This is a genomic window from Paenibacillus hamazuiensis (genome assembly GCF_023276405.1).
Lineage (GTDB): Bacteria > Bacillota > Bacilli > Paenibacillales > NBRC-103111 > Paenibacillus_AF > Paenibacillus_AF hamazuiensis.
The window spans coordinates 2,102,331-2,127,774 of record NZ_JALRMO010000001.1 but is presented as its reverse complement, the minus strand read 5'-3'; the positions used below and the strand labels follow the sequence as shown (position 1 = coordinate 2,127,774).

23 protein-coding genes are annotated in these 25,444 nt (G+C 56.7%); 6 read left to right on the top strand and 17 right to left on the bottom strand.

All coding sequences use genetic code 11. The annotated features are described in order from the left end of the window. Nucleotides 1-4: 4 nt before the first annotated feature. Nucleotides 5-961 carry a stage V sporulation protein K gene (gene spoVK / locus MYS68_RS09285; RefSeq protein WP_248925568.1) on the bottom strand — a complete coding sequence of 319 codons (957 nt, stop codon included), beginning with the start codon at nucleotides 959-961 and terminating at the stop codon, nucleotides 5-7. Nucleotides 962-1,325: 364 nt separating this feature from the next. Here spoVK and MYS68_RS09280 point away from each other — a divergent pair, with 364 nt between their 5' ends. The 6 genes from MYS68_RS09280 (at nucleotide 1,326) to MYS68_RS09255 (ending at nucleotide 6,297) form a co-directional block, all read left to right on the top strand. Further along, entirely contained in the window at nucleotides 1,326-1,778 is a 453-nt protein-coding gene (locus MYS68_RS09280) for a MarR family winged helix-turn-helix transcriptional regulator (RefSeq protein ID WP_248925567.1), read from the top strand. Nucleotides 1,779-1,853: 75 nt separating this feature from the next. Next, entirely contained in the window at nucleotides 1,854-2,831 is a 978-nt protein-coding gene (locus tag MYS68_RS09275; protein ID WP_420852103.1) for an ABC transporter ATP-binding protein, read from the top strand. After that, entirely contained in the window at nucleotides 2,828-3,949 is a 1,122-nt protein-coding gene (locus MYS68_RS09270; RefSeq protein WP_248925566.1) for an ABC transporter permease, read from the top strand. The genes MYS68_RS09275 and MYS68_RS09270 overlap by 4 nt, the downstream gene beginning before the upstream one ends. Nucleotides 3,950-3,978: 29 nt before the next feature. Then, the gene (locus MYS68_RS09265) at nucleotides 3,979-4,416 is read left to right on the top strand and encodes a DUF6526 family protein (RefSeq protein ID WP_248925565.1); all 438 of its coding nucleotides are present in this window, start codon (nucleotides 3,979-3,981) and stop codon (nucleotides 4,414-4,416) included. A gap of 170 nt (nucleotides 4,417-4,586) precedes the next feature. Then, on the top strand, nucleotides 4,587-5,369 hold the full coding sequence (locus tag MYS68_RS09260) for a GNAT family N-acetyltransferase (RefSeq protein ID WP_248925564.1): 783 nt from the start codon (nucleotides 4,587-4,589) through the stop codon (nucleotides 5,367-5,369). Between the two features lie 58 nt (nucleotides 5,370-5,427). After that, nucleotides 5,428-6,297, top strand: a complete 870-nt coding sequence (locus tag MYS68_RS09255; protein ID WP_248925563.1) for an SDR family oxidoreductase — start codon at nucleotides 5,428-5,430, stop codon at nucleotides 6,295-6,297. Between the two features lie 102 nt (nucleotides 6,298-6,399). On the opposite strand, the gene MYS68_RS09250 is transcribed toward MYS68_RS09255, so the two are convergent. From MYS68_RS09250 to MYS68_RS09175, 16 genes are all read right to left on the bottom strand, one after another. Then, the gene (locus tag MYS68_RS09250; RefSeq protein ID WP_248925562.1) at nucleotides 6,400-6,984 is read right to left on the bottom strand and encodes a YdcF family protein; all 585 of its coding nucleotides are present in this window, start codon (nucleotides 6,982-6,984) and stop codon (nucleotides 6,400-6,402) included. Between the two features lie 47 nt (nucleotides 6,985-7,031). Continuing rightward, a complete protein-coding gene (locus MYS68_RS09245; protein ID WP_248925561.1) occupies nucleotides 7,032-7,439 on the bottom strand; it encodes a VOC family protein in 408 nt (135 codons plus the stop codon). After that, on the bottom strand, nucleotides 7,436-8,113 hold the full coding sequence (locus MYS68_RS09240) for an alpha/beta hydrolase (RefSeq protein WP_248925560.1): 678 nt from the start codon (nucleotides 8,111-8,113) through the stop codon (nucleotides 7,436-7,438). Before MYS68_RS09240 ends, MYS68_RS09245 begins: the two co-directional genes overlap by 4 nt. Continuing rightward, nucleotides 8,113-9,054, bottom strand: a complete 942-nt coding sequence (locus MYS68_RS09235; RefSeq protein WP_248925559.1) for an ADP-ribosylglycohydrolase family protein — start codon at nucleotides 9,052-9,054, stop codon at nucleotides 8,113-8,115. The genes MYS68_RS09240 and MYS68_RS09235 overlap by 1 nt, the downstream gene beginning before the upstream one ends. A 110-nt stretch (nucleotides 9,055-9,164) precedes the next feature. Next, complete coding sequence (locus MYS68_RS09230; RefSeq protein ID WP_248925558.1) at nucleotides 9,165-9,899, bottom strand: peptidylprolyl isomerase; 735 nt, start codon at nucleotides 9,897-9,899, stop codon at nucleotides 9,165-9,167. Between the two features lie 71 nt (nucleotides 9,900-9,970). Continuing rightward, a complete protein-coding gene (locus tag MYS68_RS09225) occupies nucleotides 9,971-12,775 on the bottom strand; it encodes a transglycosylase domain-containing protein (RefSeq protein ID WP_248925557.1) in 2,805 nt (934 codons plus the stop codon). A 141-nt stretch (nucleotides 12,776-12,916) separates the two neighbouring features. Next, nucleotides 12,917-13,156: an RNA chaperone Hfq gene (gene hfq, locus MYS68_RS09220; protein WP_248925556.1), complete on the bottom strand. Its 240-nt coding sequence runs from the start codon at nucleotides 13,154-13,156 to the stop codon at nucleotides 12,917-12,919. Then, nucleotides 13,153-14,115, bottom strand: a complete 963-nt coding sequence (gene miaA, locus MYS68_RS09215) for a tRNA (adenosine(37)-N6)-dimethylallyltransferase MiaA (protein WP_420852211.1) — start codon at nucleotides 14,113-14,115, stop codon at nucleotides 13,153-13,155. The genes hfq and miaA overlap by 4 nt, the downstream gene beginning before the upstream one ends. Before the next feature lie 20 nt (nucleotides 14,116-14,135). Then, nucleotides 14,136-14,909, bottom strand: coding sequence for a class I SAM-dependent methyltransferase (locus MYS68_RS09210; RefSeq protein ID WP_248925554.1), 774 nt, complete (start codon nucleotides 14,907-14,909; stop codon nucleotides 14,136-14,138). A 4-nt stretch (nucleotides 14,910-14,913) separates the two neighbouring features. Further along, nucleotides 14,914-16,989: a DNA mismatch repair endonuclease MutL gene (gene mutL, locus MYS68_RS09205; RefSeq protein ID WP_248925553.1), complete on the bottom strand. Its 2,076-nt coding sequence runs from the start codon at nucleotides 16,987-16,989 to the stop codon at nucleotides 14,914-14,916. A gap of 54 nt (nucleotides 16,990-17,043) precedes the next feature. Then, nucleotides 17,044-18,492: a S41 family peptidase gene (locus MYS68_RS09200; RefSeq protein WP_248925552.1), complete on the bottom strand. Its 1,449-nt coding sequence runs from the start codon at nucleotides 18,490-18,492 to the stop codon at nucleotides 17,044-17,046. Nucleotides 18,493-18,550: 58 nt separating this feature from the next. After that, nucleotides 18,551-21,214 (bottom strand): DNA mismatch repair protein MutS, encoded by a 2,664-nt coding sequence (mutS, locus tag MYS68_RS09195; RefSeq protein ID WP_248925551.1) that lies wholly within the window; start codon nucleotides 21,212-21,214, stop codon nucleotides 18,551-18,553. Between the two features lie 88 nt (nucleotides 21,215-21,302). Further along, the gene (locus MYS68_RS09190) at nucleotides 21,303-22,760 is read right to left on the bottom strand and encodes a putative amidoligase domain-containing protein (RefSeq protein WP_248925550.1); all 1,458 of its coding nucleotides are present in this window, start codon (nucleotides 22,758-22,760) and stop codon (nucleotides 21,303-21,305) included. A gap of 233 nt (nucleotides 22,761-22,993) precedes the next feature. Continuing rightward, a complete protein-coding gene (locus MYS68_RS09185) occupies nucleotides 22,994-23,563 on the bottom strand; it encodes an outer spore coat protein CotE (RefSeq protein ID WP_248925549.1) in 570 nt (189 codons plus the stop codon). Nucleotides 23,564-23,835: 272 nt separating this feature from the next. After that, the gene (locus MYS68_RS09180) at nucleotides 23,836-24,657 is read right to left on the bottom strand and encodes an ABC transporter permease (RefSeq protein ID WP_248925548.1); all 822 of its coding nucleotides are present in this window, start codon (nucleotides 24,655-24,657) and stop codon (nucleotides 23,836-23,838) included. Then, complete coding sequence (locus MYS68_RS09175; protein ID WP_248925547.1) at nucleotides 24,654-25,442, bottom strand: ABC transporter ATP-binding protein; 789 nt, start codon at nucleotides 25,440-25,442, stop codon at nucleotides 24,654-24,656. The genes MYS68_RS09180 and MYS68_RS09175 overlap by 4 nt, the downstream gene beginning before the upstream one ends. Nucleotides 25,443-25,444: the final 2 nt, after the last annotated feature.

The following is a 25,444-nucleotide window of genomic DNA, read 5'->3' as shown; positions in this document are numbered from 1 at the left end:
CTCCTTATTTTTTGTCAAAACGGATGTCCTCCGGCCGGATCATCATCAGCTCCTGCTTGGAAGGCTGCTGCGTGTTTGAATTAAGCAGCCGCACCGCATGGTGACGCATCGCCTTTTCGATCAAATTGCGCACGTAACGCGCGTTGCTGAAGGACATTTCGTTATTTTGCTTCTCCTGCATCAAATGCTGGCGAAGCTTCAGCTCGGTTTGCGGAAGCAGCACATATTCGCGCTCCTTGACCATTAGCTCGGCAATTTGCATCAGCTGATCGACGGTATAGTCGGGAAATTCGACCTGAATCGGAAAACGCGAAGGAAGGCCCGGATTCATCCGCAGGAAATAATCCATCTCTTCGGAATAACCGGCCAATATGAGAATAAACTGGTTTTTATGGTCCTCCATCGACTTGACCAGGCAATCGATCGCTTCCTTGCCGAAATCTTTCTCACCGCCGCGGGCCAAGCTGTAAGCCTCGTCGATGAACAAAATGCCGCCAAGCGCCTTTTTCACCATGTCCCTCGTCTTCTGCGCGGTGTGACCGATATATTCGCCGACGAGATCGGCGCGTTCCACTTCGATCAGATGGCCCTTGGACAGCACACCCATCGTTTGAAACAGCTTGGCAATCATGCGGGCGACGGTCGTTTTGCCAGTGCCCGGGTTTCCTTTGAACACCATGTGATAAACCTGCGAGCCGCTGGTTAGCCCCGCTTCCGCCCGGTAATTGCCGATTTGGAGCAGAGCGTATATTTCAAACACGAGCTCTTTCACGTTATCGAGGCCAATCATCCGGTCGAGCTCTTTCATGATCTCGCCGAATTGCCCTTGCTGGGAAAGCGGTTTTGCATGAAAAGGCTGCGATTCCGCTTCGACCGCGGCTGTTGTCACAACCGGTTCGGGACTCCGCAGTACGACATTAATTTGGCGGGCATTCCTTGTGATGTTGATATGGTCGGCCATCCCAGGTCCACTCCCTCTCCACTTGGTGTTAGCATTATACGCGGGAGCCCAGAATTTTGTGAGTGGTTCGCCCATTTTGTAAAAAGAAATTATTATTTTTCTTAGAATTAGAATTTATAAGCCGGAGGCGTTAAACATCTGATTCGCAAGAAAAGCTTCCAGCAAAACACGAATGCACTTCATCGAGTAGGCTTCGATCGGAAGCTTTTCTTATTATACCCTGCCGGCAGAGGAAAGATTAAGAAAAATTTGTGTACAACGATTTTATCCGCAGCGGCGTTTGACAAATGGTTCCAACCCCATATACAATGAACATTATTACCATTTTGAAAATATTTTATTTTGAAAAGAAAGGATACTTGCGTTGGAACGACCTTCAGACACCAGGCAGACGGAATCGGTCCGCGACTTCATTATGTTTATCGGCGGACGTATAAAAGGGTACGCCCAGCATTTTGAAAGCAGCTGCGACCTGAACCAGCATGAATGCAGCATTCTGTTTATCCTTATGCAAAACGGCTCGCAAGCAGTCAAGGAAATCGCCCGGAGGATGCCTAACGTCAGCCATAGCACGCTCACCCGCCTTCTGGACAGCCTGGAGCAAAAGACGTATATCGAACGGAAGCTTGATCCGCACGACCGGCGCAGCTTCGTCATCTCGATGACGGACAAAGCGTCCGGCCTCATGCAGCGATTTCCGGATTTGCTCAATGCGCTGGCACAGCAGATGCTGGAACCTCTCACCCCCGCGGAACGGCTCATGCTGCTCGAGCTGTTTCGGAAAATCCGCTCGAACATGGAACAGCGTAACGATTAATGCCGCAATTTATTACCAAAATGAAATCAATGTTCAGTATGAACGACTCCAACAACCTTACCAAAGGAGGGCCCTATGATTTCGGATATGAAAAACGTGGCGGATGCAAAGCCGGATAACACAAAGCCGGTCATCGAGGTTGACGGCCTCGTCAAGCGATACGGCGATTTCACCGCCGTGAATGGCATCCGTTTTCAGGTGATGCAGGGAGAGATTTTCGGGCTGCTCGGCCCGAACGGTGCCGGAAAAACGACGACAATGGAGATGATCGAAGGTTTGCGCAAGCCGGATGCGGGGATCGCCAAAGTCGCCGGCTATGACACCCACACCTCCCTGAACAAGGTCAAGGAAGTGATCGGCGTCCAGCTGCAGTCAACTTCGCTATTCGAGCTGCTCACCGTTAAAGAGATCATGCGCATGTATGCCAGCTTTTACAAAAAATCGCTTCCGGTCGAACCTTTGCTGGAGCAGATGATTTTGACCGACAAGGCCGGCGGCCGGGTGAAAAACTTGTCCGGCGGACAAAAGCAGCGGCTGGCTATCGCCCTCGCCCTGCTGAACGACCCGCTCGTCGTATTCCTCGACGAACCGACGACAGGTCTTGATCCGCAGGCGCGCCGGACGCTGTGGGACATCATTTTGCGCATGAAGGAGCAGGGCAAAACGATCGTGCTTTCCACCCATTACATGGACGAAGCGCATGTGCTGTGCGACCGCATCTGCCTCATGGACAAAGGCGAAATCATCGCGCTCGACACGCCGCGCAATCTGGTGCGCAGCCTGCAGTCAGACAGCGCGATCGAATTCAGGCTGTCCGGCGGTCAGGCGAACGGCGATTTGCTCGAGAAGCTCGGCCGGCTGAACGAAGTGAAGCAGGCGGATCGGCGGGAAGACGTCATTACGCTGTACACCGATAACTTGCAGGCGTCGCTGCTCGATTTTATCCAATTCACAAGCCGCACCGGCCTTGTCTTCTCAGACCTGCAAACGCGGACGGCCACACTTGAGGACGTCTTTTTACATATGACGGGAAGGAGCCTCAGAGAAGCATGAACGCGTACATACAGCTGACTTTGGCGCAGCTGCGCATTTTCTCGCGCAACCGCGGCGTCATCTTTTTCTCGATTCTATTCCCGATTTTGCTGATGGTCTCTTTGGGTTCGTTTCTCGGAGGAGGGAACGGCATTTCGCTTAATGCGGCGCTCGTGGACGAAGATCGTTCTGCGGCATCGCAGCAATATATCGACACGCTGAGCTCGCTGAAGATCGTCACGTTTGACGTGCTCAGCGAACAGCCGCAGGCGCTGGAACAGCTGAAAAAAGGTGACCGGCAGCTTGTCATCGTCATTCCGAAAAACTATGGAAGTGCGGTGGAAACGCTGAAAAATGCTCCGGCAGGAGGCAGCGGAAACGCGGCGAATGCGAAAATTACCGTCTATTACGACGAAACGAACATGACGGTATCCCAGATGGGCCTCACCGTTGTCGATCAAGTGGCCGACTCGATCAGCAAACAGCTGGTCCAATACAAGCAGCTCATCACTGTCGACGCGAAAGGCATTCAAGCAGTCAAGCTCAAATATATCGACTTCCTTGTACCCGGCATGGTCGCGATGATGATCATGTCAACGAACTTGAACGGCGTGGCCGGACAAATCGCCGCCTGGCGGGAGCGCGGCATTTTGCGGAGGATGCAGAGCACGACGCTGAAGGCGTCGACGTTTATTTCCGCGCAAATTACGGCGCGGCTCGTCTTAAACGGCATTCAGGCGCTGATCGTGCTGTTGGTCGGTTATTTGTTTTTCGGCACGCAGGTGAACGGCTCGTGGCTGCTGCTGATTTTATTCGTTATCCTGGGGACGCTCACGTTCATGTCGATCGGCTTCATAATCGCGGGACTTGCCAAAACGCCGGAAAGCGCCGGCCCGATCGCCGGATTCATTTCCTTCCCGCTGATGTTCCTCGGAGGCGTGTTTTTCCCGATCAAAAACATGCCGGAGCTGCTGCAGCCGATCGTCAAGCTGCTGCCGATCACCCACCTCTCCACCGCTCTGCGGCAAATTATGAATGTCGGATCGGGATTGGGCACGTTATGGCCGGAAGCGGCCCTGCTCGGCGGATGGATGCTGGTCGCTTTTATCGTCGCCAGCTTTTCATTTAAATGGGAGTAAAGAAATCTATGGATAAGGGGAATCCGGAAATGAGTCAACCGTCTCAAAATTACGCCAATCATAGGCAGTTGGTGCCGATCTACCATTTTGTGCTTATCCCGCTCAGCCTCATCGCCGCCATCCTTTCAATCGTCTATGCGGTGTCCGGCTTTGCCGCTAACGGCGCGCTGGTAAGCATTCTCGTTCTGCTGCTCGGGGTTGTATGTTTGGTCGGGACGTTTATGGGGCGAGTGTACGCGATCAAAGTGCAGGATCGGCTGATTCGCACCGAAGAAGACATTCGCCACTTCAAGCTGACCGGACGGTGGATCGACCCCCGTCTGACGATCAAGCAGCTGATCGCCCTGCGGTTCGCCGGTGACGCGGAATTCCCTGCCCTTTGCGAAAAGGCGCTCAAGGAGAACATGTCGCCGGATGCGATCAAAAAAGCGGTCAAAGATTGGAGAGGCGACTATTACCGGGTATAGGCCGTTTGCTCGACGGTTAAGGTGAAGCTTTTTTAGTAAAAAACATGAGGGCAAGCGAAAATTCCTGCGATGGGATTTTCGCTTTTTTGCATATTTTCAACGAAACCATTGCATATTTATGCATTATTATGTATTATTTTTCACATCATGGAGAGGAGATGAGGTAAAACTTGGCTACCGGGGTCAACATCGGATTGCTGGAGCAGCTTGCTTTCAACACGTGGCCTGCTGCCGTTCAGTGGAGCTATGGAGATTGGATTGCCCGTTATTCGGGAGGCGTTACGCGGAGGGCTAACAGCGTATATACGTCAGGCAGCATGCCGGGAAACGACGATTGGTTGAAGGACATCGAGGCGTTTTATGCGAGGAACAGGCTGCCGGCCCGTTTCCATATCAGCCCGGCGTCGCCGGACGGCTTGGATGAGAGATTGGAAAAGGAAGGTTACGTCAAAAATACGGTCACCACGATGATGATTGGCGACTGCCGGGAGGTGGTTCAGCGGACAAGTCCGCCGGACGTCTCACCCGAAAAATCTGACGGGCCGGCATTTGAAGCGGTGCTGCTGAACAATGCGGACGACGACTGGATCGACGGCTTTTTGCAAGCGGAGCAGTTTCCCGAATTGCGGCGTCCTTTTTACGAAGGGCTTTGTGGGCGTATTGCCCCCGAATGCGCTTTTTTATCGATTCGGATGAACGGAAAAATCGCGGGAGTCGGAACGGCCGTAACCGAACGCGGATGGGCCGGCTTTACGAACATAGCGGCTCATCCCGACTTTCGCCGCCGCGGCGTCGGGACATTCATTCTGCATCATCTGGCCTCATGGGCGTTAAAACGCGGTGCTGAGCGGCTCTATCTGCAAGTGATGGCGGACAATGCTCCTGCCGTTTCGCTTTACGAAAAGTCAGGATACCGCCGATTATATGACTATCATTACCGGGACAAAGAATAATTGGGAACGTGTGGAACATGATAAAAGGGAAACCATTTCTGCAAAGGAGATTGCTTACGTGCCTACCACAACCCAAGAGAAGCAAACGTTCCCTCCCCAGCACCAAAATCAGCAGCCCGGGATCGAATCGCAGATGAACCCCCTCCCCGCTTTCGAGGATAACCGGTATAAACCGGCCGGCAAGCTGACCGGCAAAGTGGCCGTCATCACGGGCGGAGACAGCGGCATCGGCCGCGCGGTTGCGGTCTTTTACGCCAAGGAAGGCGCCGATGTGGCGATCGTCTATTTAAACGAGCACGGCGATGCCGAGGAGACGAAACGCCAGGTCGAGCAGGAAGGCCGCAAATGCCTGACAATCGCCGGGGATATCGGCGACGAAGCGTTTTGCAAGCAAGCGATCGAGCAAACGGTCAATACGTTAGGCCGCCTCGATATTTTAGTCAACAACGCCGCCGAGCAGCACCCGCAAAAAAGCATAGCGGACATCAGCGCCCAGCAGCTTGAAAAAACGTTCCGAACGAACATTTTTTCGATGTTTTATTTGACGAAAGCGGCGCTGCCGCATTTGCAGCAAGGGTCGGCCATTATCAACACCGCGTCGATTACGGCCTACGAAGGCAACGAACAGCTTGTCGATTACTCCGCGACCAAAGGAGCCATCGTCACATTCACCCGCTCATTGTCGCAGCAGCTGATCGGGCGCGGCATTCGCGTCAACGGAGTCGCTCCGGGGCCGATCTGGACGCCGCTCATTCCGTCGACCTTTAACGAGCAGCAGGTGGCAAAGTTCGGCTCCACGACGCCGATGAAACGCGCCGGCCAGCCGGAAGAGCTGGCTCCGAGCTATGTGTTTCTCGCCTGCGGCGATTCCTCCTATATGTCCGGGCAAATTCTGCATGTGAACGGCGGAACGATCGTAAACGGATAATTAGCATTCACGAATCACGGTAATGGCGCAAAACGAACAGCACCTCCCCGACGCAGGGACGACATGCCAATAGCCGTCCGTCTCGCCGGGTGAGGTGCTGTTTTAATTTTGAACGGAATCGCCCCGGAGGACCGGGATCTGAAGCATCAGCTTGTCCCACTGCCATTTCGTATAAGCGAGCGTTTCCCGTCCCAAATGCCACCACATGATAAGCGCCTTCGAGTCCATCACCGCCAGCCCCGGATCTTCCATACCGACGCTCTTCGCCATTTCAAGCGCGCGCAGCCCGTGATACCGGTGGGTGATAACGATCGCTTTGCGCCATCCGGAGCGGTCCATCAGCTGTTTGCTGAACAGTACGTTTTCATAGGTGCTCGTCGCTTTGTTTTCCAAAACGATCTGCTTGGCCGGGACCCCCAGATTGACCAAATAATCGCGCATCCCTTCCGCTTCGGTCAGCTTGGCGTTTGGCACATCGTATCCGCCGGAAACGATAAGCCGCGGAAACATATGCTGCTTGTACAGCTCGGCGGCGCGGTCGAGCCGTTCCTTCAGAGCAGGGCTTGGCTCGTCGCCCCACAGTGCCGCCCCCAGCACGATGCCCACGTCTGCCGGCTGCTGCGGCAGCGTATCGGCGAGCGAATACAATCGCCACTGTACCCATCCGGCCCAAAGCAAGATGACCAACAGAACTGCCGCAAAGAGCTTGCCAACCCGTCTTGTGGCTCTAAGGATTACTTCCAGTGCTCCATTCGCCCTGCGAGGTTTCCGGTATTGAGCTCGAGCTGTATTCCGTCCGGATCGAGAAAGTTGACGCATCGTCCGCCTCCCCTCTCCACCGGCCCTCTCACGATGTTCACTTGGTGCCTTTTCAGCTTATGTACCGCGGCATCGAAGTCCTCTTCCCCTATGGAAAAAGCGACATGGTCCATTCCACAGCAGGATGACGGGAAACTCGTGTGCGGCTTCTCATCCGGGACGGGCCGTTCCACAAGGCAAATCCAGGCGCCGCCCCATTCGAGATAAACGTCCGTACGTCCCCGGTGAACGAGCTTCATCCCGAGAACATCTTCGTAAAAAGCCAGCGACAAGACGAGATCGGATACTTTCAGAGTAATGTGATTAAATCCCGTTACGTTCATATCCGGTCCTCTGATCTGAAAAATTGATGAACGAGTTCGAACAGCCTCTCCGCTTCCGGTTCGAGACAGATCATATGTTTGGATTCCGGAAACGTCACCAGCTTTTTTTCCCCGGCAAGCCGGTTAAATATATACTGAGCGCTGCGAGGGTGCACGATCGGGTCAAGCCCTCCTTGAACGACCAATGTTGGTACGGTTACGAGGGAAAATTCGGGCCGCAGCTCGCGGGCGAGACGCAGAAACTGTCCTGTCGCCTTGAGCGGCGTTCGTTTCGCCTTGCTCCAGTCGCTCCATTTCCAGGTTCGCGTCCGCTCCGCCAGCTCCCTCACAAATCGACCGGGACTGACGTAGATCGCCGCCGCATTCAGCAGCACCAGCCGCCTCACTGCAAACCGGTTGGCCAAATATGCGGCGATCAGGCCCCCCATCGAGAAGCCGACCAGATCGAACGTTCCGTACTGCCGCTCCAGATATTCCGCTTCTCCGGAAGCGGCCTGAATCCATTCATGCCAGCGCGCGTCCTTCAGTCCCTTCAGCTCGGGATCGTGACCGGGAAGCGTCGGCGTCCGGCACGCGCATCCGAAACTTTCCAGATACCGGGCCATCGGCTCGACCTCGAAAGGTCCTCCGGTAAATCCGTGAAGCAACAAGCACGGTACTTGCTCTGAAGTCATTATCCGTTCACCTCTTCGGATTGGCTGCACAATTTGCGTGCCAACTCATCGATGTATTCCTTCTTCGCAAGTTTGCCCAGCCATTCGTCCGGGATCGTCTGCACCCCGTAGTAGGCGCCGGCCAGCTGTCCGTATACGGCAGCGGTCGTATCGGCGTCGTCGCCGAGATTGACGGCGAGAAGCGCGCCTTCGGCGAAGCTGCAGCTCCGGTAAAAAGCCCATAACGCCGCTTCCAGCGATTTGGCGACATACCCGCTCCCCTGAATGTCGGGAGGCTCCATCGACCGATAGGAGCCAAGCGCGACACGATCGATGTCGGGAACAAGCGGATAGCGATCCCAAAAACCGGGCGCCGGCGTATACCGCCCGGAAAGCAGCGTTTCCTTGCTTTCCCCGGAGAGTGCGCCGACCAGCAGCCCGCCGAAATATCGGCAGGCATCGACAGCCTGAACGGATGCATGCGTCGTCATCGAGCTGTCGCCGCATTTCATCAGCGCCGTCAGCGGCTGTCTGGCATAAAACATGGCGACCGGCGCGAGTCTCATGATCGAACCGTTTCCTGCCGTCATGGGGTTCAGCGAGCCGGAAAACGGATCTCCGGTCGCTTCGAAACGCTCCAGCGCCGCGCGCGTCGTCTCGCCGATGCCGATACAGGTTCCTGTGCTGCTGAGGTATCCTTCACGATACCACTTCACATAGCGGGCCATCTGATCGGGCGGATGAAATCCGCCTCTCTCCGTCAAGCTTTCCGCAAGGCAAAGCGCCATCGCCGTATCGTCCGTCCATTGTCCGGCTGCGAGGCCCGCCGTACCGCCTCCCGTCATCTCTGTCACCGGATCGAAGGTGCCCGGCGAATTTCCTTCCACCGGGGCCCCCAACGCATCTCCAACCGCCAATCCGAGCAGGCTGCCGCGGTATCTGTCCAGCCGTTCCAGCGCCATCTATCCCCATCCCCTTTTCCCGAATTTCTCTGAAAAAGAAACAGCGCATCTCTGCGCTGTGTTGGTGCCGCTTCAAGTGTTGCAAGTTCGACTAAATCTGCAATTTCGCGTTATTTTTCGGTGATTTCGATCGATTGGATCGTCACTTTTTCCTTCGGGCTGCTCATTTCTCCCGTGGCGCTTGCCTGAACCGGCGTAGCGGCAATCGCCTGCACGATGTCCATGCCTTCAATCACCTTGCCGAAAATCGTATAGTTAGGCATTTTGTTTAAGTTTTTGCTGTCTTCGCCGGTGCAGATGAAAAACTGGCTGCCGTTCGTATTCGGGCCCGCATTCGCCATCGCGACGATGCCCGGCTCGTATTTATAAGGCGATTTCAGCTCGTCTTCGAATTGGTAGCCCGGGCCGCCGCGCCCTGTTCCTGTCGGGTCGCCGGTTTGCACCATAAACGTCTTCATGATGCGGTGGAAAACGACGTCGTTATAGAAACCTTCTTTGGATAAAAATACGAAATTGTTGACCGTTTTGGGCGCGTCTTTGGCAAACAGCTCCACCTTGAAAGTACCCTTTGAGGTTTTCACTGTTGCCTGATACGACTTATTCGGGTCAATTTTCATTTCAGGCGGTTTGGACCAGCTTTTCTGTTGACCTTGCTGATTGCCCGTTTGTCCTTGCGCCGAACCGGCGGCGGCGCCTCCCGTCTGCCCGCTCGGCTGGCTGCCCTGCGTTTGCCCGCCTTGCTGTCCTGCCGTCTGATTCGGCGCCGGCTTCGTGCCGCATGCGGCGAGGAACAGGACAATGACGGATATTACGGCGATCCATTTCCATGTGCGAACTGCTTTCATTGGTTCCACTGTCACTCCATTCTGCGATTTTTCCAATGTCCATTATACATCACACCGGAAAAAATCAAAAATCACCGCGCCGGCTGCGTCACGACCGGCGTGCCGGGATTCGCCGCGCCGGGGCCGATCGCCCCGGTGCCGCCGCTGCCGGGCGCCGGGCTGCCGGCCGGCGCCGGAGTGTTCCCGGCGGGCGTTCCCGCCGCCGGGGCTGTTGCGCCGCCGCCCGTGCCTCCGGGCGCGGGAGTGGCGCTGCCGCCGGCTCCGCCCGGTGCCGGCGTCGCACCGCCCGCCGGCTTCGGCGTAGCGCCGGCGCCTGTGCCGCCCGGCGTGCCCGTGCCGGGGCCGCCGCCGTTTTGCGCGCCGGAGCCGGTTCCACCGGCACCCGGCGCCGTCTGCCCCGTGCCCGTGCCTCCGGGCACGGGTGACGTTCCCGGGGCGGTTCCACCCGCCGCCCCGCCGGTTCCCGGCGCGTTGCCGGCACCGGTTCCCGGGCCATTCGTCTTCGCGCCGCCGTTTGTCGTCCCGGGCGTCTGACCGCCCGGGGTCGTTCCCGGCACGCCGCCCGGATTCGTTGTGCCGGGCGGCGTGGCGCCGGGTCCGATCGCACCGCCCGGCTGCTGCGGATGAAGCGGATCCGCCGCGCCATGTTGCGGCACGTCGATTTTTTCTACATTGGACTTGTCGCTGTCCGTATTATTTTCCGGATTAAATGCAACGACATAATATTCGTACGAGCTGCCCGCAGCAACCGTCAGGTCGCGCATATCGGTTGTCGTAACCGTTTGGAGGAGCTGGAAGTCCTTATCCTTCGCTTCTTTCCGGTATACCTTGTAGCTCAGCTTGTCGCCCATCGGCGACCATGTCAGCCCGACTGCCGGATTTGTCCCCTCCAGAAGCTCCGCTTTCAGGTCGCCGACCGCTTTCGGCGGCGCGGTAAGATCCGGCACGTTGTTCGGACGGACGAACTGCGTCGCCGGCTTCTTGGCCAGCGCCTTCGACATCACTTCCTTGAAGATCGCCGCCGGCATGGAACCGCTGGACGGCAGCACGTAATGCTTCGTATCCGTTTTGTCGAAGCCCATCCATACCGCAGCGCTCCATTCCGGCGTAAAGCCGGCAAACCAGACGTCGCGGTTGTTTTTCTCCAGACCTTTCAGATCGAGCTGGGTCGTGCCGGTTTTGCCGGCGGCCGGACGATCGAGCTTCGCCGCCGTCCCGGTGCCTCCCGGCTCCAGAACACCCTGCAGCAGCTGGATCATGTACCAGGCCGTTTTCGCGCTCATGACCGGTTCTGTCCGCTTCGGCTTGTAGGCCGCCAGTTCGGTGCCGTCGTCATCGATGATTTTAATGATCGCATGGCTCTGGTTCAGGTAACCCTGGTTCGGAAAAGCCGAATACGCCGTCGCCATTTGCAGCGGAGTGACGCCTTTCGTTAAGCCCCCAAGGGCAATGGCAAGGTTGGCATCCTGTTTATCCAATGTGATACCCAGCTTATTCACGAAACCCGTTGCGTACTTAATGCCAATCTCATTCAAGAGCCAAACGGCCGGGGCGTTGATCGAACGTTTCACCGCTTCGAACATATCGACTTGGCCGCGATACACGCCGTCGTAGTTGCGCGGCGTATAGCCGTTGTACGTGGTCTCTTCGTCCTGCAGCTTGCTGTAAGGCGAATATCCTTTCTCCAAGGCAGGGGCGTATACGATCAGCGGCTTGAACGACGAGCCCGGCTGACGCGCGCCGCGAGGGTCGGCTGCGCGGTTCAGCCCTTTGCGGACGTAATCGCGTCCGCCGACCATCGCCACGATGCCGCCATCCTTGTTGTTCACGATCGCCATGGCGCTTTGAATTTTTTGCTCCGGGCCGTCCTTTTGAAAAAACTTCGGATTCTCGTACGTCTGCTCCATGATCTTTTGCGCACTCGCATCCATCGCGGTATAAATCTTATACCCGTTTCGCAGCAGATCGTCCTCGGAAATGCCGTACACGTCCGAAGCTTCCTTTATGACATAGTCGAGATAAGCCATGTAATCTTTTTTGTTGCTCGTATCCTTCGGCGGAACGTACTCCTGAGCCGAAGCTTTCGCGCGTTCGTCCTCAGTGATATAACCTTGGTCGGCCATCAGCTTCAGCACGACGTCGCGCCGTTCCTTCGATTTTTCCGGATTGTCGATCGGGTTGTAATTCGACGGCGATTTCGGAATGGCCGCCAGCGTCGCCATCTGCCACAATTCCAGCTTGTTCAGGTCGGAGATGCCGAAATATTTTTTCGCCGCCGCCTTCACCCCGTAAGCCCCGTTCCCGAAAAAGATCCGGTTCAAATATCTTTCCAGAATTTCATCCTTTGAAAATTTGGTTTCCAGCGCCACTGCGATCGACATTTCCGTCGCTTTGCGGAAAAACGTTTTGTTCGAATTCAAAAACAGATTTTTCGCCAGCTGCTGCGTGATCGTGCTGCCGCCTTCGACCGCGCTGCGCGCCACAATATCTTTGACGATCGCCCGGCCTATGGCGACAAAATCGACGCCGGAATGCTGGTTGAACCTGCGGTCCTCCGTGGCGATGAACGCTTCCCCCAGCTTTTTTGGAATTTCGCTGCTCGTTACGCTTTCGCGGTTTTCCCGGTACAGCACCGTCACTTCGTTGTTGTTCACATCGAACACATGCGAAGCTTCGGGCATATCCAGCTTATCCCAGTTTTCCGCCAAAATTTTGTTCCCGTTGAAAATAATCGTCGCATATAACCCGAGCGCTCCGATCACGCCGAGAGCTCCCGCCACAAGAGTCCACGCCAGCACCCGGCCGGCCGTAACCTTTTTCCCCTTTTTCTTTTTGGCGCTCGGCTTCTTAACGGCCGTCTGTTTTTTTTCTGCCATACCCAGCTGCTCCCCTCCCTCTCCCAATCCCCAGAAGCAAAAGAACAACCCTAAAAACTTAAGGTTGCTCTTACATTCTATTCTTTATGACGTGCTGCACATGTCAAAAGTTGCGCTGATAACGGTAACGTCAGAATGATATCAGTTTTCCGCGTTATCCTGCTGCTGCAAGTTTACCGAACGAGACGGTGTAAACGTGGAGATCGCATGCTTATACACCATCTGCTGGCGGCCTTCGCTGTCAATGATGATTGTGAAGTTGTCAAATGCGCGAATCAGGCCCCGAATCTGGAAACCGTTCGTCAAATAGACGGTTACCGGGATGTTTTCTTTACGGAGTTGGTTCAAAAACGTGTCTTGAATATTGATGGATTTGTTCATGAAAAGGGGCCCCCTTCAAAATGGTCGTTCAGCTTCAGCTTTGCTGTTATTATAGCATGTATCTTCTGGAAATGGGCATGAAAATTTGCGGTATCCGTCACGTCCACCCACTCGATATCCTTCATGTGGCGGAACCAGGACAGCTGCCTTTTGGCGAAACGCCGCGTGTTTTTTTTCAGAAGCTCCACCGCTTCCCCGAGAGTCAGATTGCCTTGTAAGTAAGCGGCGATTTCCTTGTATCCGAGCCCCTGCATCGACACCAGATCGGTCGTGTATCCCTGGTCCAGCAGCCGCCGCACCTCCTGCACGAGTCCTTGCTCCATCATCTCGTCGATGCGGTCTTCAATACGTTTATATAGTAAACCGCGCTCCATTGTCAACCCGACGATACATAGTTCGTAAGGAGATTGCTTTTTTTGGGCGGCGAGCTGTTCGGACATCGGAATCCCGGTCATATGGTAAATTTCCAGCGCCCGAATGATCCTCCTCTGATCGTTCGGATGCAGCCGGTCCGCCGAGATCGGGTCGACTTCGCGAAGCTTGGCATGAAGCGCCTCTTCCCCATGAGCCAGCGCGTACTTGCGCTGCTCTTCGCGGAATTCCTCGTCCCCGCCTCCTTCGCTGAATTCATAGGCGTAGCAGACGGATTCCACATACAGTCCGGTTCCCCCCACGATAAAAGGCAGCCGGTTTCGCCCGGCGATCTCCGCGATCAGCTCGCGCGCCTTTGCCTGAAATTCAGCGACGGAAAAAGGATGGTCCGGATCGTGAATATCGATCATATGATGCGGCACCCTGCGGCGTTCTTCCTCCGTCGCTTTGGCGGTGCCGACATCCATGCCCCGGTACACCTGCATCGAATCGCCCGATATGACTTCGGCATTCAGCGCCTCCGCCAGCTCCAGGCTTAGCTTCGTTTTGCCGACCGCCGTCGGGCCGACGAGCACGAGCAGCTTCATCCGCTTTTCGGGTCCGTCGCTCAAAGTCGAATCACTCCATATGCCAGCTTCGGAGATACGGCGACGATATCCGTAAAACCGAGCCTTTCAAATTCTCCGCTGCGTTTCGATTCCTTGAGAACGATACAACGGCGGGCCACTCTTCGCGCCTCGCGGATCGTCTCTTCCCGAATTTCCATGTCGTTGGCCAAACCGCGAATCGAGCTGATCGCGCTCGACTCGTGAATCGGCCGCCGGAACATCGGGTCCAGGTAAACGATGTCCACACTGTCCGTTTCGGCGCCGCGCAAATAATCGGCATGATCGGCATGCAGCAGCTCCACCCGGCGCATTGCCCGGTTGATCGGCTCGACCACCGATTCGTAGCGTCCCAGACCGTCCTTTACGATGTACTGGACGACCTTTTCGCTCTCGAGCGCAACCACCGATCCGCTTTCGCCCACCGCATGGGAAAAAACGATCGCATCCGAAGCCAGCCCTGCCGTGCAGTCGAGCACGCGGTCGCCGGGCCGAACGCCGGCCGCCTCCATCAGCGTGTCCTGTTCGCCCTTCAGCATCCGCTGGATGCGTACATGGGCCATGCTCGGGTGAAAGTAAAAAAGTGGATATCCCTCTTGATGATACTCGATTCGTTCCTTCGTTACAAGAACGACGGACGGATCGCCGTATTGCTCCTTCATCCGCTCCAAGGCGAGCCGTCCTCTGCGGATAAGCCGCGCTCCCAGCTTCTTCGCTGCATCGCGGGCTTGTGCCAGCTGCTCTTCGGTCGGATCGTACGATGTCGTTACGAGCATGCCTCTACATCACCCGCTTGAACATTTTTTCCAGCTCGTAAGTGGAGAAGCTGATCACAATCGGCCGGCCGTGCGGACACGTGTACGGATTTTTGCAGGCGGCGAGCTTGTCGAACAGCGCCTCCATCTCAAGGATGGTGAGCGACTGATTCGCCTTGATCGACGCTTTGCACGAGCACATGATGGCGGCTTTTTCCCGCAGCTTGGCGACATCGAGCGATTTTTTCTCGGACAGCGCCCATTCGGCCATTTCTTCGATCAGCTCTTTCACTTCGTCCTGGGGCATCCAATGCGGATGCGCTCTTACTATAAAGGTATTCCCACCGAACGCCTCCAAATAAACGCCGACCTGTTCAAAAAGCGGCAGCTTTTCTTTCAGCCGCTCCGCCTCGACGGACGTAAACTCCAGCGTAATCGGAACGAGCAGCTCCTGGCTTGCCTCCTGCGGCTTGCCGAACAGCTCGTAATACCGTTCGTAATTAATCCGCTCGTGGGCGGCGTGCTGATCCATCAAAAACAAACCTTCCTCGTTTTGCGCGACGATGTACGTGCCGTGAAGCTGTCCGATCGGCGTCAGCTTCGGAAATTCCGGCAGCGCGGGAGGCGCTTCCTCGGGTTCCGGCAGCACGGCGCTCATAAACGCTTCGCTCAGCTTGGCTGCATCCGCAGGCCGCGCTGCATCGGCAGATGTGCGCGGAGCGGCGGCGGCGCCTCCCGGCCGTGGGGTCGGTGAAGCGGCACTGTTCCTGCTTGGGCCGGCCGGCAAAGATCCGCCCCGATAGTCGGGCGAGCCGCTGCCGCCCCCGGACAAATCCGCGCCGGGCTTTGCGGGCCGGAACGCTGCTGCGCCGCGTTCGTCCCATGGGAGCGGCCCATCCGATTTCGGCGCATGAAACGAACCGTATGCAGAATCCGCCGGTTGCCCCCCGCCTTCTCCAGGCGAGCCCGCCGGCTCCCGCGACGACGTTCCCGTCCGATCCGCCGGCTGCTTATCCGGCGCTCCTTCCGACGCTTGCGGGCGATACAGCGCCATCTGTTCCTGGACGACCGCAGGTTTTGTTTTTCCCGATGATCCTCCGGACGGAATCAGCACCTGCTTTTGCAAAACGGCCTTGACCTGCTGTTCGATAAAATAAATGAGCTCCTGCTCCTTGCTGAAGCGAACCTCCAGCTTGGACGGATGCACGTTGACGTCGACAAGCGAAGGAGTCATATGGATATGCAGCGCCGCAAGCGGAAATCGACCTATCGGCAGCAGCGTATGATAGCCTGACAGCAGAGCATGAATGAGCACGTAATTTCGTATGTATCTGCCGTTGATGACGGTCGAAATGCCGTTTCGGTTCGCACGCGTCATGTCCGGCTTGGAGATGTAACCCTGCACCATATAGTCGAGATTTTCTCCGCGAAGCGGGATCATGCTTTTGGCGATAGCCGTTCCGTAGATCGCAGCGATCACCTGCAGGAGGTCGCCGTTTCCGAGCGTCTGCAGCAGCGTGTTTCCATTGTGCCGAAGCGTAAACGCGATGCCGGGATGCGCCAGCGCCAGCCGGTACATGTAGTCCGATACGTGGCTGAGCTCGGTCTGTATCGTCTTCATGTATTTCAGCCGCGCCGGCGTATTGAAAAACAACTCCCGCACGGCGATATCCGTGCCTCTCGGCGCCGCCGTTTCCTCAAGCGACTTGATCGCTCCGCCCTCGATGACGATTTTGCGGCCGAGGCCGGTTGCCGCCGCCGATGTCGTGCATTCGACCTTGGCCACGGCGGCGATGCTGGGCAGCGCCTCCCCACGGAAGCCGAGCGTGCGGATGGAGAACAAATCTTTGCCGCTGGATATTTTGCTCGTCGCATGGCGAAAGAAGGCGACCTCGCAATCGTCGCTTTCCATGCCGGAGCCATTGTCCGTCACGCGGATGAGCGACAGCCCGCCCTCTTCGATCGTTACGTCGATGCGCGTGCTGCCGGCGTCGATGGAGTTTTCGACAAGCTCCTTCACGACGGAGGAAGGGCGCTCGACCACTTCACCCGCCGCGATCTGGTTAGCGATATGCTCGTCTAATATTTGTATTTTGCCCATAGCCGTTGTATTCCCTTTCCCGGTAATTGCGATGAATCACACCGCTTGGTTCGATTAGCCGACGGAAAGCGAAATCTGCCCGCCGCTTTGCGACCATTTCAGCTGGCTGAACGTTTCCGCAAAGCGGCTTACGTCCACATACGTCGTGCCGTTTTGGAAAATCATGTCTTCCGTGTTCGAACCCACCGCATAAGATATGGAACCTGCCGAGGAGGCGATCTCCACCGACTGAGCCGCATCGTTCCACGTAACCGCCGCATTTACGAGCGCGGCGAGCACGCGGGCAGGCACGTATAGGCGGTCGTTTTGCTGCACAACGTTAAAGCTGTCGGTCAAATCGAACCCGTTGAGCGAAATATTGCGCCGGTCGATGTCCAGCTTAAACCCGGAGAGGCCCGCCGTGCGCAGCGCCGTGACGAGCTGAGGCACATCGCCTTCGGCAGGAATATCCGGCGTCAGCCCGACCTGGTTGACCGGACGTTTTTTCGGAGTCAAATATTCTTCAATCGTCACTTTCAGCGCTCCGCCGTTCGACAATGGGAACACGTTTTGCACGCTGCCTTTGCCGAACGTTTTCGTGCCGACGACATGCACCTGCAGGTAGTCCTGCAAAGCGCCGGTCAGCACCTCGGAGGCGCTGGCGCTGTTCTCGTTGACGAGCATCGTCACCGGGAACGGCTGCGTCGTGCCGTTTGTGATCGGCACCGGATCATCGGCATTGTCGCGGTCTTTCGTATGAATGAGCGTTCCTTCTTTTACGAATAGCTTGGCGATGCCGCGCGCCGTGTCGAGCAAACCGCCCGGATTGTCGCGCAGGTCGATGACGAGCGATTTCATGCCGTTTTTCTTGAGCGTCTCCATATGGCTGGCAAACTGCTCGTCCGCCTCGCTGGAGAAGCTGGTGACCTGGATGTAGCCTACTCCGCCGTCAAACAGATGGCTGGTTACGACCGGGATTTGCACCTGCTTGCGGGTCGGCTTCACGTCAAAGGAGCTGTCTCCCCGCTTCACGGTCAGACCGACCTGCGTGCCTTCCTCACCGAGAATTTTCTTGATCACGTCGTCCAGCTTTTCTCCGGCGATCGGCTTGCCTTCCACCGCAGTGATGATGTCGCCGCGCTGAAGCCCGACGGCAGCGGCCGGCGTATCCGCAAACACTTCCACGACGAGGATGCCTTCCTTGTCTTCGCCGACGCGGACGCCGATGCCGACATAGTTTTGCTCCAGGCTGTTCGTGAACTGCTTCCATTCGTCCTTCGTAAAATAAACCGTATACGGATCCTTGAGCGATTCGACCATGCCTTTGATCGCGGAGGCCGACAAGCTGTCGTGCGTCGGTGCGCTGACGTGGTTTTTCTCCAGCAGATTGAGCACTTCCTTGACGGGATCGGCGGGAGCGGCAGCGTTTTTATCGGCGGCCAGCGCCGGCATCGGGGCAAGCATTAACAGCAGCAGTGCGGCGGACATTGTTTTTTTGATTTTGGCCATTTGGAGCAGTTTCATAGCGCTCACCCTTTGTTCTAAGTTTGATAGTAACTGCGCTTGACTTATTGAGCAAGCTTTACAACATCTTTTTTAGTTCGTATAAAAAGTTCATCGCCTCAAGCGGCGTCATATTGATCAAATCAGCCTGCCTGAGCCGCTGCGCCGCCTCTGCCGCCTTGGGATCTGCGGCCGCTTCAAGCTTCGCGTCGTGCTTGCGGCGCGGCTTGTCCGCCGGGCTCTCGCCGCCAAACAAGCTCAGCTGCACGATAGCTTCAGCCTGCGGCGGCGCCTCGGGCGCGGCAGCCTGCGGCGTCCCTGCGGCAGCGGCCTGCTGCGAAGCGGCAGCCAGCTCAGCCCGCGCTTCGAAAGCGCTCAGCAGGTCATACGAGCGCCGGATGATCGAATCCGGCAGACCGGCGATCTGCGCGCAGTAAATGCCGTAGCTCGTGCTGGCCGCCCCGCGGATCAGCTTGCGCAAAAACGTCACCTGCCGGCCGCTTTCCTTGACCGCCATGCAATAGTTGCGCAGATTCGCGAGGCTCTCTTCGAGGTGTGCGAGCTCGTGAAAGTGCGTCGACACGAGCGTTTTGCAGCCGACCTCGTCGTGCAAATACTCGATCACCGCCTGCGCGATCGCCATCCCTTCGCCCGTCGAGGTGCCTCGGCCGAGCTCATCGATGATGACGAGGCTCCGTCCGGTCGCTTTCTCGCACATTACCTGGATGTCCATCATCTCAACCATAAAGGTGCTCTGCCCGCCGATCAGATCGTCGGCCGCTCCGATCCGCGTGAAGATGCGGTCGAGAATCGGAATGCGCGCCTTCATCGCCGGGACGAAGCTGCCGATCTGCGCCATGATGCAGATGATGGCGACCTGGCGCATGTACGTGCTTTTACCGGCCATGTTCGGTCCGGTAATGAGCAGCATCGTGCCGTCCTCCGCGGTCAGCTTCGTCTCGTTGGCGATAAACAGGCCGCTTGTCATCACCGCCTCGACGACCGGATGGCGGCCTTCTTCAATGACCAAATCGCCCGATTCGGCGATTTCCGGCTTGCGGAACTGGTTTGCCGCACTGACCGTAGCGAGCGACTGCAGCACGTCGATCGTAGCGACGATTTCCGCTAGAGCCTGAAGCCTCGTCACCTGAGAGGCCAGCCTGTCCCGGAGCTGGGTGAACAGCTCGTATTCGAGATCGACCATCTTGTCTTCCGCTTCGAGAATGAGCGCTTCCTTCGCCTTCAGCTCCGGCGTAACGAAACGTTCGGCGTTCGCCAGCGTCTGCTTGCGCTCGTAGCGGCCTTCCGGCAGCGAGCCGAGATTGGCCCGCGTCACTTCGATGTAATACCCGAACACTTTGTTGTAGCCGATTTTGAGCGACTTCACCCCCGTCGCTTCGCGCTCCTGGCGCTCCAGCTCGGCGATCCATTGCTTGCCGCTCTTGTTCGCTTCCTTGAGCTGGTCGAGATAAGCGTGGTAGCCTTCCTTCAGCATGCCACCGTCGCGCACGGATACGGGAGGATCGTCCACGATCGCTGCTTCGATCCAACCGGCGATGTCTTCGCACAAATCCATTTGCGCCGTCAGGCGGGACAGCGTCCCGGAACCGGCGGACTCGCAAATTTCCTTAAGCAGCGGCATTTGCTGCAGCGACAGCTTCAGCGCAAGCAGGTCCCGCGCGTTGGCGTTCCCGTAAGAAATCCGCGCGGTCAGCCGCTCCAGGTCGTACACCTGCTTGAGATGCTGGCGCAGCTCCTCGCGCACGATGAGCTGGTCGTACAGCTTGTCCACCGCTTCGAGGCGTTCGCCGATTTTCGCCGCGTTCATGAGCGGCTTCTCTATCCAGCGGCGCAGCGTGCGGCCGCCCATCGCCGTAACCGTTTTATCGAGCAGCCACAGCAAGGTTCCTTTTTTCACCCGGTCGCGCACCGTTTCCACAAGCTCCAGATTTCGGCGGGTGAACGGGTCCATGATCATATATTGGTTTTGTTCATAGCTGCGAATATGCTTGATATGCGTCAGCGACCGCTTCTGCGTTTCCTGCAGGTAGCTCATCAGCGCCTGCACCGCGCGCAGCGTGCCTGGGTGGACGGACTTCCATTCCTCTTCGGCAAAATGGCCCTTCAGGTCAAAATCCCCGCGAGTCCAAGGGGTCAGCGTTATCGATCTCGTCCACAGCGCCGTATGCTCGCGCACCGAATCCAGCAGCTCTTCCGGGCCCATAAGCTCGGAAGGGCTGTAGACGTTGATTTCGTCGAGCAATAGCTGCAGCGAACCGTCCAGCAGCGTCACATGCAGCTCGCCGGTGGAAATATCGCAGGCGGCTAGGCCGTAACCTTCGCTGCCGGAGACGATCGATACGATGTAGTTGTTCGACGTTTCCCCGAGCGAGCGGGAATCCATCACCGTTCCCGGCGTGACGATGCGGACGACTTCGCGGCGCACGACGCCCTTCGCTTCCGCGGGATCCTCCACCTGCTCGCAAATCGCGACTTTGTAGCCTTTTTCCACAAGTCTTGCAATATAGCTTTCCGCCGAATGATAGGGCACGCCGCACATCGGCACCCGTTCTTCCGCCCCCGCCTCGCGTCCGGTCAGCGTAATTTCCAATTCGCGGGCGGCATTTACGGCGTCTTCGAAAAACATTTCATAGAAATCGCCTAACCGAAAAAATAAAAAAGCATCCGGCACCTCGGCTTTGATCGCGAGGTACTGCTCCATCATGGGCGTATATTTGGCCATCCGACTTGATCCTCCAGCTTATACACAAAAAAATGACTCCGACGCCGCTTCCTCGCCAATCCTGACTCCCGAAGCGCGTCGGAATCTATTATACCATGATTTGATAGCTTGCACCTCTATCTTCGGACGCGGTCCGAATTTTCCACCTTTTCCGGAAATCCTCCTGCTCCTTCCAAGGCTCCATGCGCAGCAGCAGCTCTTTAAAGGGCTGCAAATATTTCTCGTATTGCGGATAGGATGACGTTTCGCGGATATCCTTCAAGAGCAGGGTGACCGTACTGCGCAGCTGTTTTTTGTCTCCCGTATAATAGAAGGTTTGAATGTCCACGTTTTGCAGCGGCTGGCGGCTGAGCTCCAAATAATGCGTGGCGACCAGCTTGGCGAGCGCGAGCACGCCTTTTGTCACCGTAGGCGATAAAATCCAGCTCGGCAGCGTCCGGTATTCGAACCCGCCGTATGATTTGCGGCGCACGTCGCCGAGACAGCCGTACTGCGGCCTGCGCCCGCGCGTCGACACGTCCTCAAGCAGCACCAGCGGCAGCGCCACGTAGTTGTCCAGCGCCCGCACAAGATGCACGTTCATCCAGACGGAGCTGAAGTGGATGTGGCCTCCCAGCGGAAAACCGGGCACCGGCATCCCCCCGGCAAGCCACTCCAGATGCGGGTCGGTAATTTTTCCGGCGGCCAGCCGCATCGTTTTTTGCAGGTTGATCACGAGCTGCCGGACGTCCTCGCTCGGGCTCGGGCGAAGTTCCGCCAGCGGGAAAATTTTGCGCAAATCCGGCAGGATAAGCGAGTCGCAGCCGACCCGGCCGTCTTTGTCCATAAATCGGTCGGCGAATACGATTTCTCCGGAAGCGTCCCGCAGTACGAACTCCGGATCCATGCCGAGCTTGACCGGCGTTCCTTGCAGATATGCTTCTTTTTCCAAACCTTGCTCATACCGGACAATGGCCGCGGCAAACAGCTCGGCAAGCCGCTCGTCGAGGTCCGGCACCGCCTCCACCTGCAGCACCCGGACCGGCGATTTGGCGTCTTCGATGCCCACCGTAACGATGCCGTAATCGAGCCCGAGCGCGTAAATCGCCTTCACCGCCTCCCGTTTCGCCCGGTTCACGTGGTATCCGGAAGCATCCGGGCCGAGCTCGGCGAACGCTCCGCCTTTTTGCGAATGAACGGATGGCCGTGGGGCGAGCAGGACGTCCGATTTTTTCAAATAAACGGTGAGCGCCTCCAAATGGAATACCGGCACCCTGTACATGTAGCGGTAATTATCGTTTCGCTGCCCGGAATCGAGCTCGCATGCGATGCCGTGAAGCGCCAGAAGTTCCTCCGTCCTTTTGCGATCCTGTGCGCGCAGCACGCTCTGGACCGGCTGCAGCAGCCGCTGCCCGGACCGCTCCTGAAGAAAAGCTCCCCATTGAACGATGACGTCATATTCCCCGGGATCCGGCATTCGGCTCGTCTGGGCAACCTCCAGGCGGCTGAGCAAATGACGCAGCTGCGGTTCGTTGGTATGGACAAAACAGACGCTAATCTTACTCACCCCCGAAGACTAAAAGTCTGGTGAAACAAGCGAAATGGAACGGAATCGCGCCGGAGAAACAAGAAAACCTCTAACGAGGCCATTGATGGAAAACGACCGCGGACTTAGAGGTTGGTTTTCTTGCAAATGTTCGGCATGTGCGAATCCGCAAAAATCGGATACTTGCAAAAAAGGGGCTGATGCCCCCTGCCGAAACGGAATTTTCGGCATATAATGCGGTAGATGGTAAGCGGTTAGTTCAACTCTTCATCAAGCAGATCCGGGTCCAGATCCTCGTAGTCGATGTCCTCGCCGCTATCCTCGAAATCGATCGTCTTGTCGTCAAGATCTTCGCCGCCGTTCGGGTTCACGTAAACGTAAACCTTGGTCTCCGCGATCATCTCGACCTTAAACTCGCGCTCCACGCGGAGTACGACGCTGCTGCCGCTCGAAGAGATGTTTGCCTCCACGCAATTCGGCTCTTGAGTGGCAGTGGCGGACACTTCCGCAGTGGAAGGCCTATGTTTTTTGTCGAGATACGAGAGCGGAACGACTTCTACATAGGAGACCGTTTCTTTCGCAACATCCGTTTTGGTATTCCGATCGTAGGAGTACCAAATGTTGATGTCGTAAGTACCTACCACTTCCACGCTATCCCCGGATTTCACCGCATCGTATTGATTGTTGATGATCCACGCGCCGAGGATGCTGGTCGGAGCATGAGGCGGAGTAACCGTATGGCTCACCTGGGAAAAACGACGCCCCCTGCCGCATACTGCCTTCGTATAGATCTCTCTGACCTGCACATCTTTATCTAATGACATCCTTTCAACCTCCTCCATACAATCATTCATTACATTTGTATGCAGGACATTCGTCTAGGGTGACAAAAACTTTTTAAGATTCTCGATTTCTGGCTATTTTTTTCTTGTCCGTTCGAAAGAAGGACAAGCCCGAATGCTGCATGATGCGGAGAAAAAAGGCAACAAAACCGCCGTTTTGCCGGGTGCGTATAGTATTCTACTTATACCGCGGCGCTCAATTCTTCGAAAACCTCCCGCCGTGCGAGGCTTAGAATGCCGGACGGCCCGGCGGGTTATTTGCGGCGGAACATGCGGCGTTCGATATAAGCGACCCCTTCATACATGAGCGTGGCAAAAACGGCGATGATGAACAAGCTGCCGAGCACCAGCGTAAAGTTGAATACTTGAAAGCCGTAGATGATCAAGTAACCGAGACCGTACTTGGAAACGAGAAACTCGCCGACGATCACCCCGACCCACGACAAGCCGACGTTCACTTTCAAAGTCGAAACGATCGTCGGATACGATGCGGGCAAAATGACTTTGCGGAACGTGTCCGCCTTCGTACCGCCGAAAACGCGGATGACCTTGACGAAGTTCGGATCCACCTCTTTAAAGCTGTTGTACACGACCAAGGTGGTGATGACGACCGTGAGCGACAGCGTCGTCGCGATGATCGAGATTACGCCGGGCCCGAGCGCAACGATAAAGAGCGGCCCGAGCGCCACCTTGGGCAAGCTGTTGAGCACGACGATAAACGGATCGAGCACCTTGGACAAAAACGGTGACCACCAGATGATCGTTGCGATCAACGTGCCGAGCAGCGTACCGAATACAAAACCGACGATCGTTTCCCACAGCGTCACTTGGCTGTGCACGAGCAGGGAGCCGTCCAGCAGTTTATCCTTCAGGAGCGCGGCAATTTTGCTCGGGTAGCTGAAGAGCAGCACGTCAATCCAGTTCAGCCTGCCGGCGATCTCCCATAAAGCGAGAAATAGCGCAACGATCACAGATTGCGTCGTTCTCACCTTCCAAATCTCCCGGCGCTGCGCTCTCATGTAATCGGTAAGCACTTTAGCCGTCAGCTGCGTCGTCCAGCGGGAATGTTCGGTCATGGGCCATCAACTCCCTTATGTTCCATCTGCTCGAACTCGCCCCACAGCACATGGAACAAATCGTGAAATCCGGCAAGCTCCCGTGCGGTAAACGGGGTTGCTGCGCGTATCGGCCCCGGCACCGACACGGTTTTGCGGATTTTGCCGGGGCTCGGCTGCAGAACGATCACCCGGTCGCTCATCGCGATCGCTTCCGAAATGTCGTGCGTCACGAGCACGGCCGTCTTCTGATGCGCCTTCAGCGTTTCCGATACCAGATCCTCAAGCTGCAGCTTCGTTTGGTAATCGAGCGCGGAAAAAGGCTCGTCGAGCAGCATGATTTCCGGTTCGGTCGCCAGCGTCCTCACAAGCGCTACACGCTGCCGCATACCTCCGGACAGCTGATGCGGGTATTTATTTTCCGCTCCGGTAAGCCCCATCTCGGCCAGCAGCGACATGACGTATTCCCGTTTCTGCTGCGAGACGCTTCCTACCAGCTCCAATCCAACCACACAGTTTTCATAAATCGTCCGCCATGGAAATAAGCAATCCTGCTGCAGCATATAACCGATCTTTCGCGAAGGTCGGACAATCGGCTCCCCGTCAATGCGAATCGTCCCGGCCGTCGGTGCGAACAAACCCGCGACCAGCGACAGGATCGTCGTCTTGCCGCAGCCGCTCGGTCCGATCAGACTGACGAATTCTCCGGGCTCGACGGATAAATTGATATTTTCCACAGCAAGCGACGCGCCTCCTCCCCCCACGTACACGTGGGTGACGTCCTCCAGCTGTACCGCGTTTTTCATGT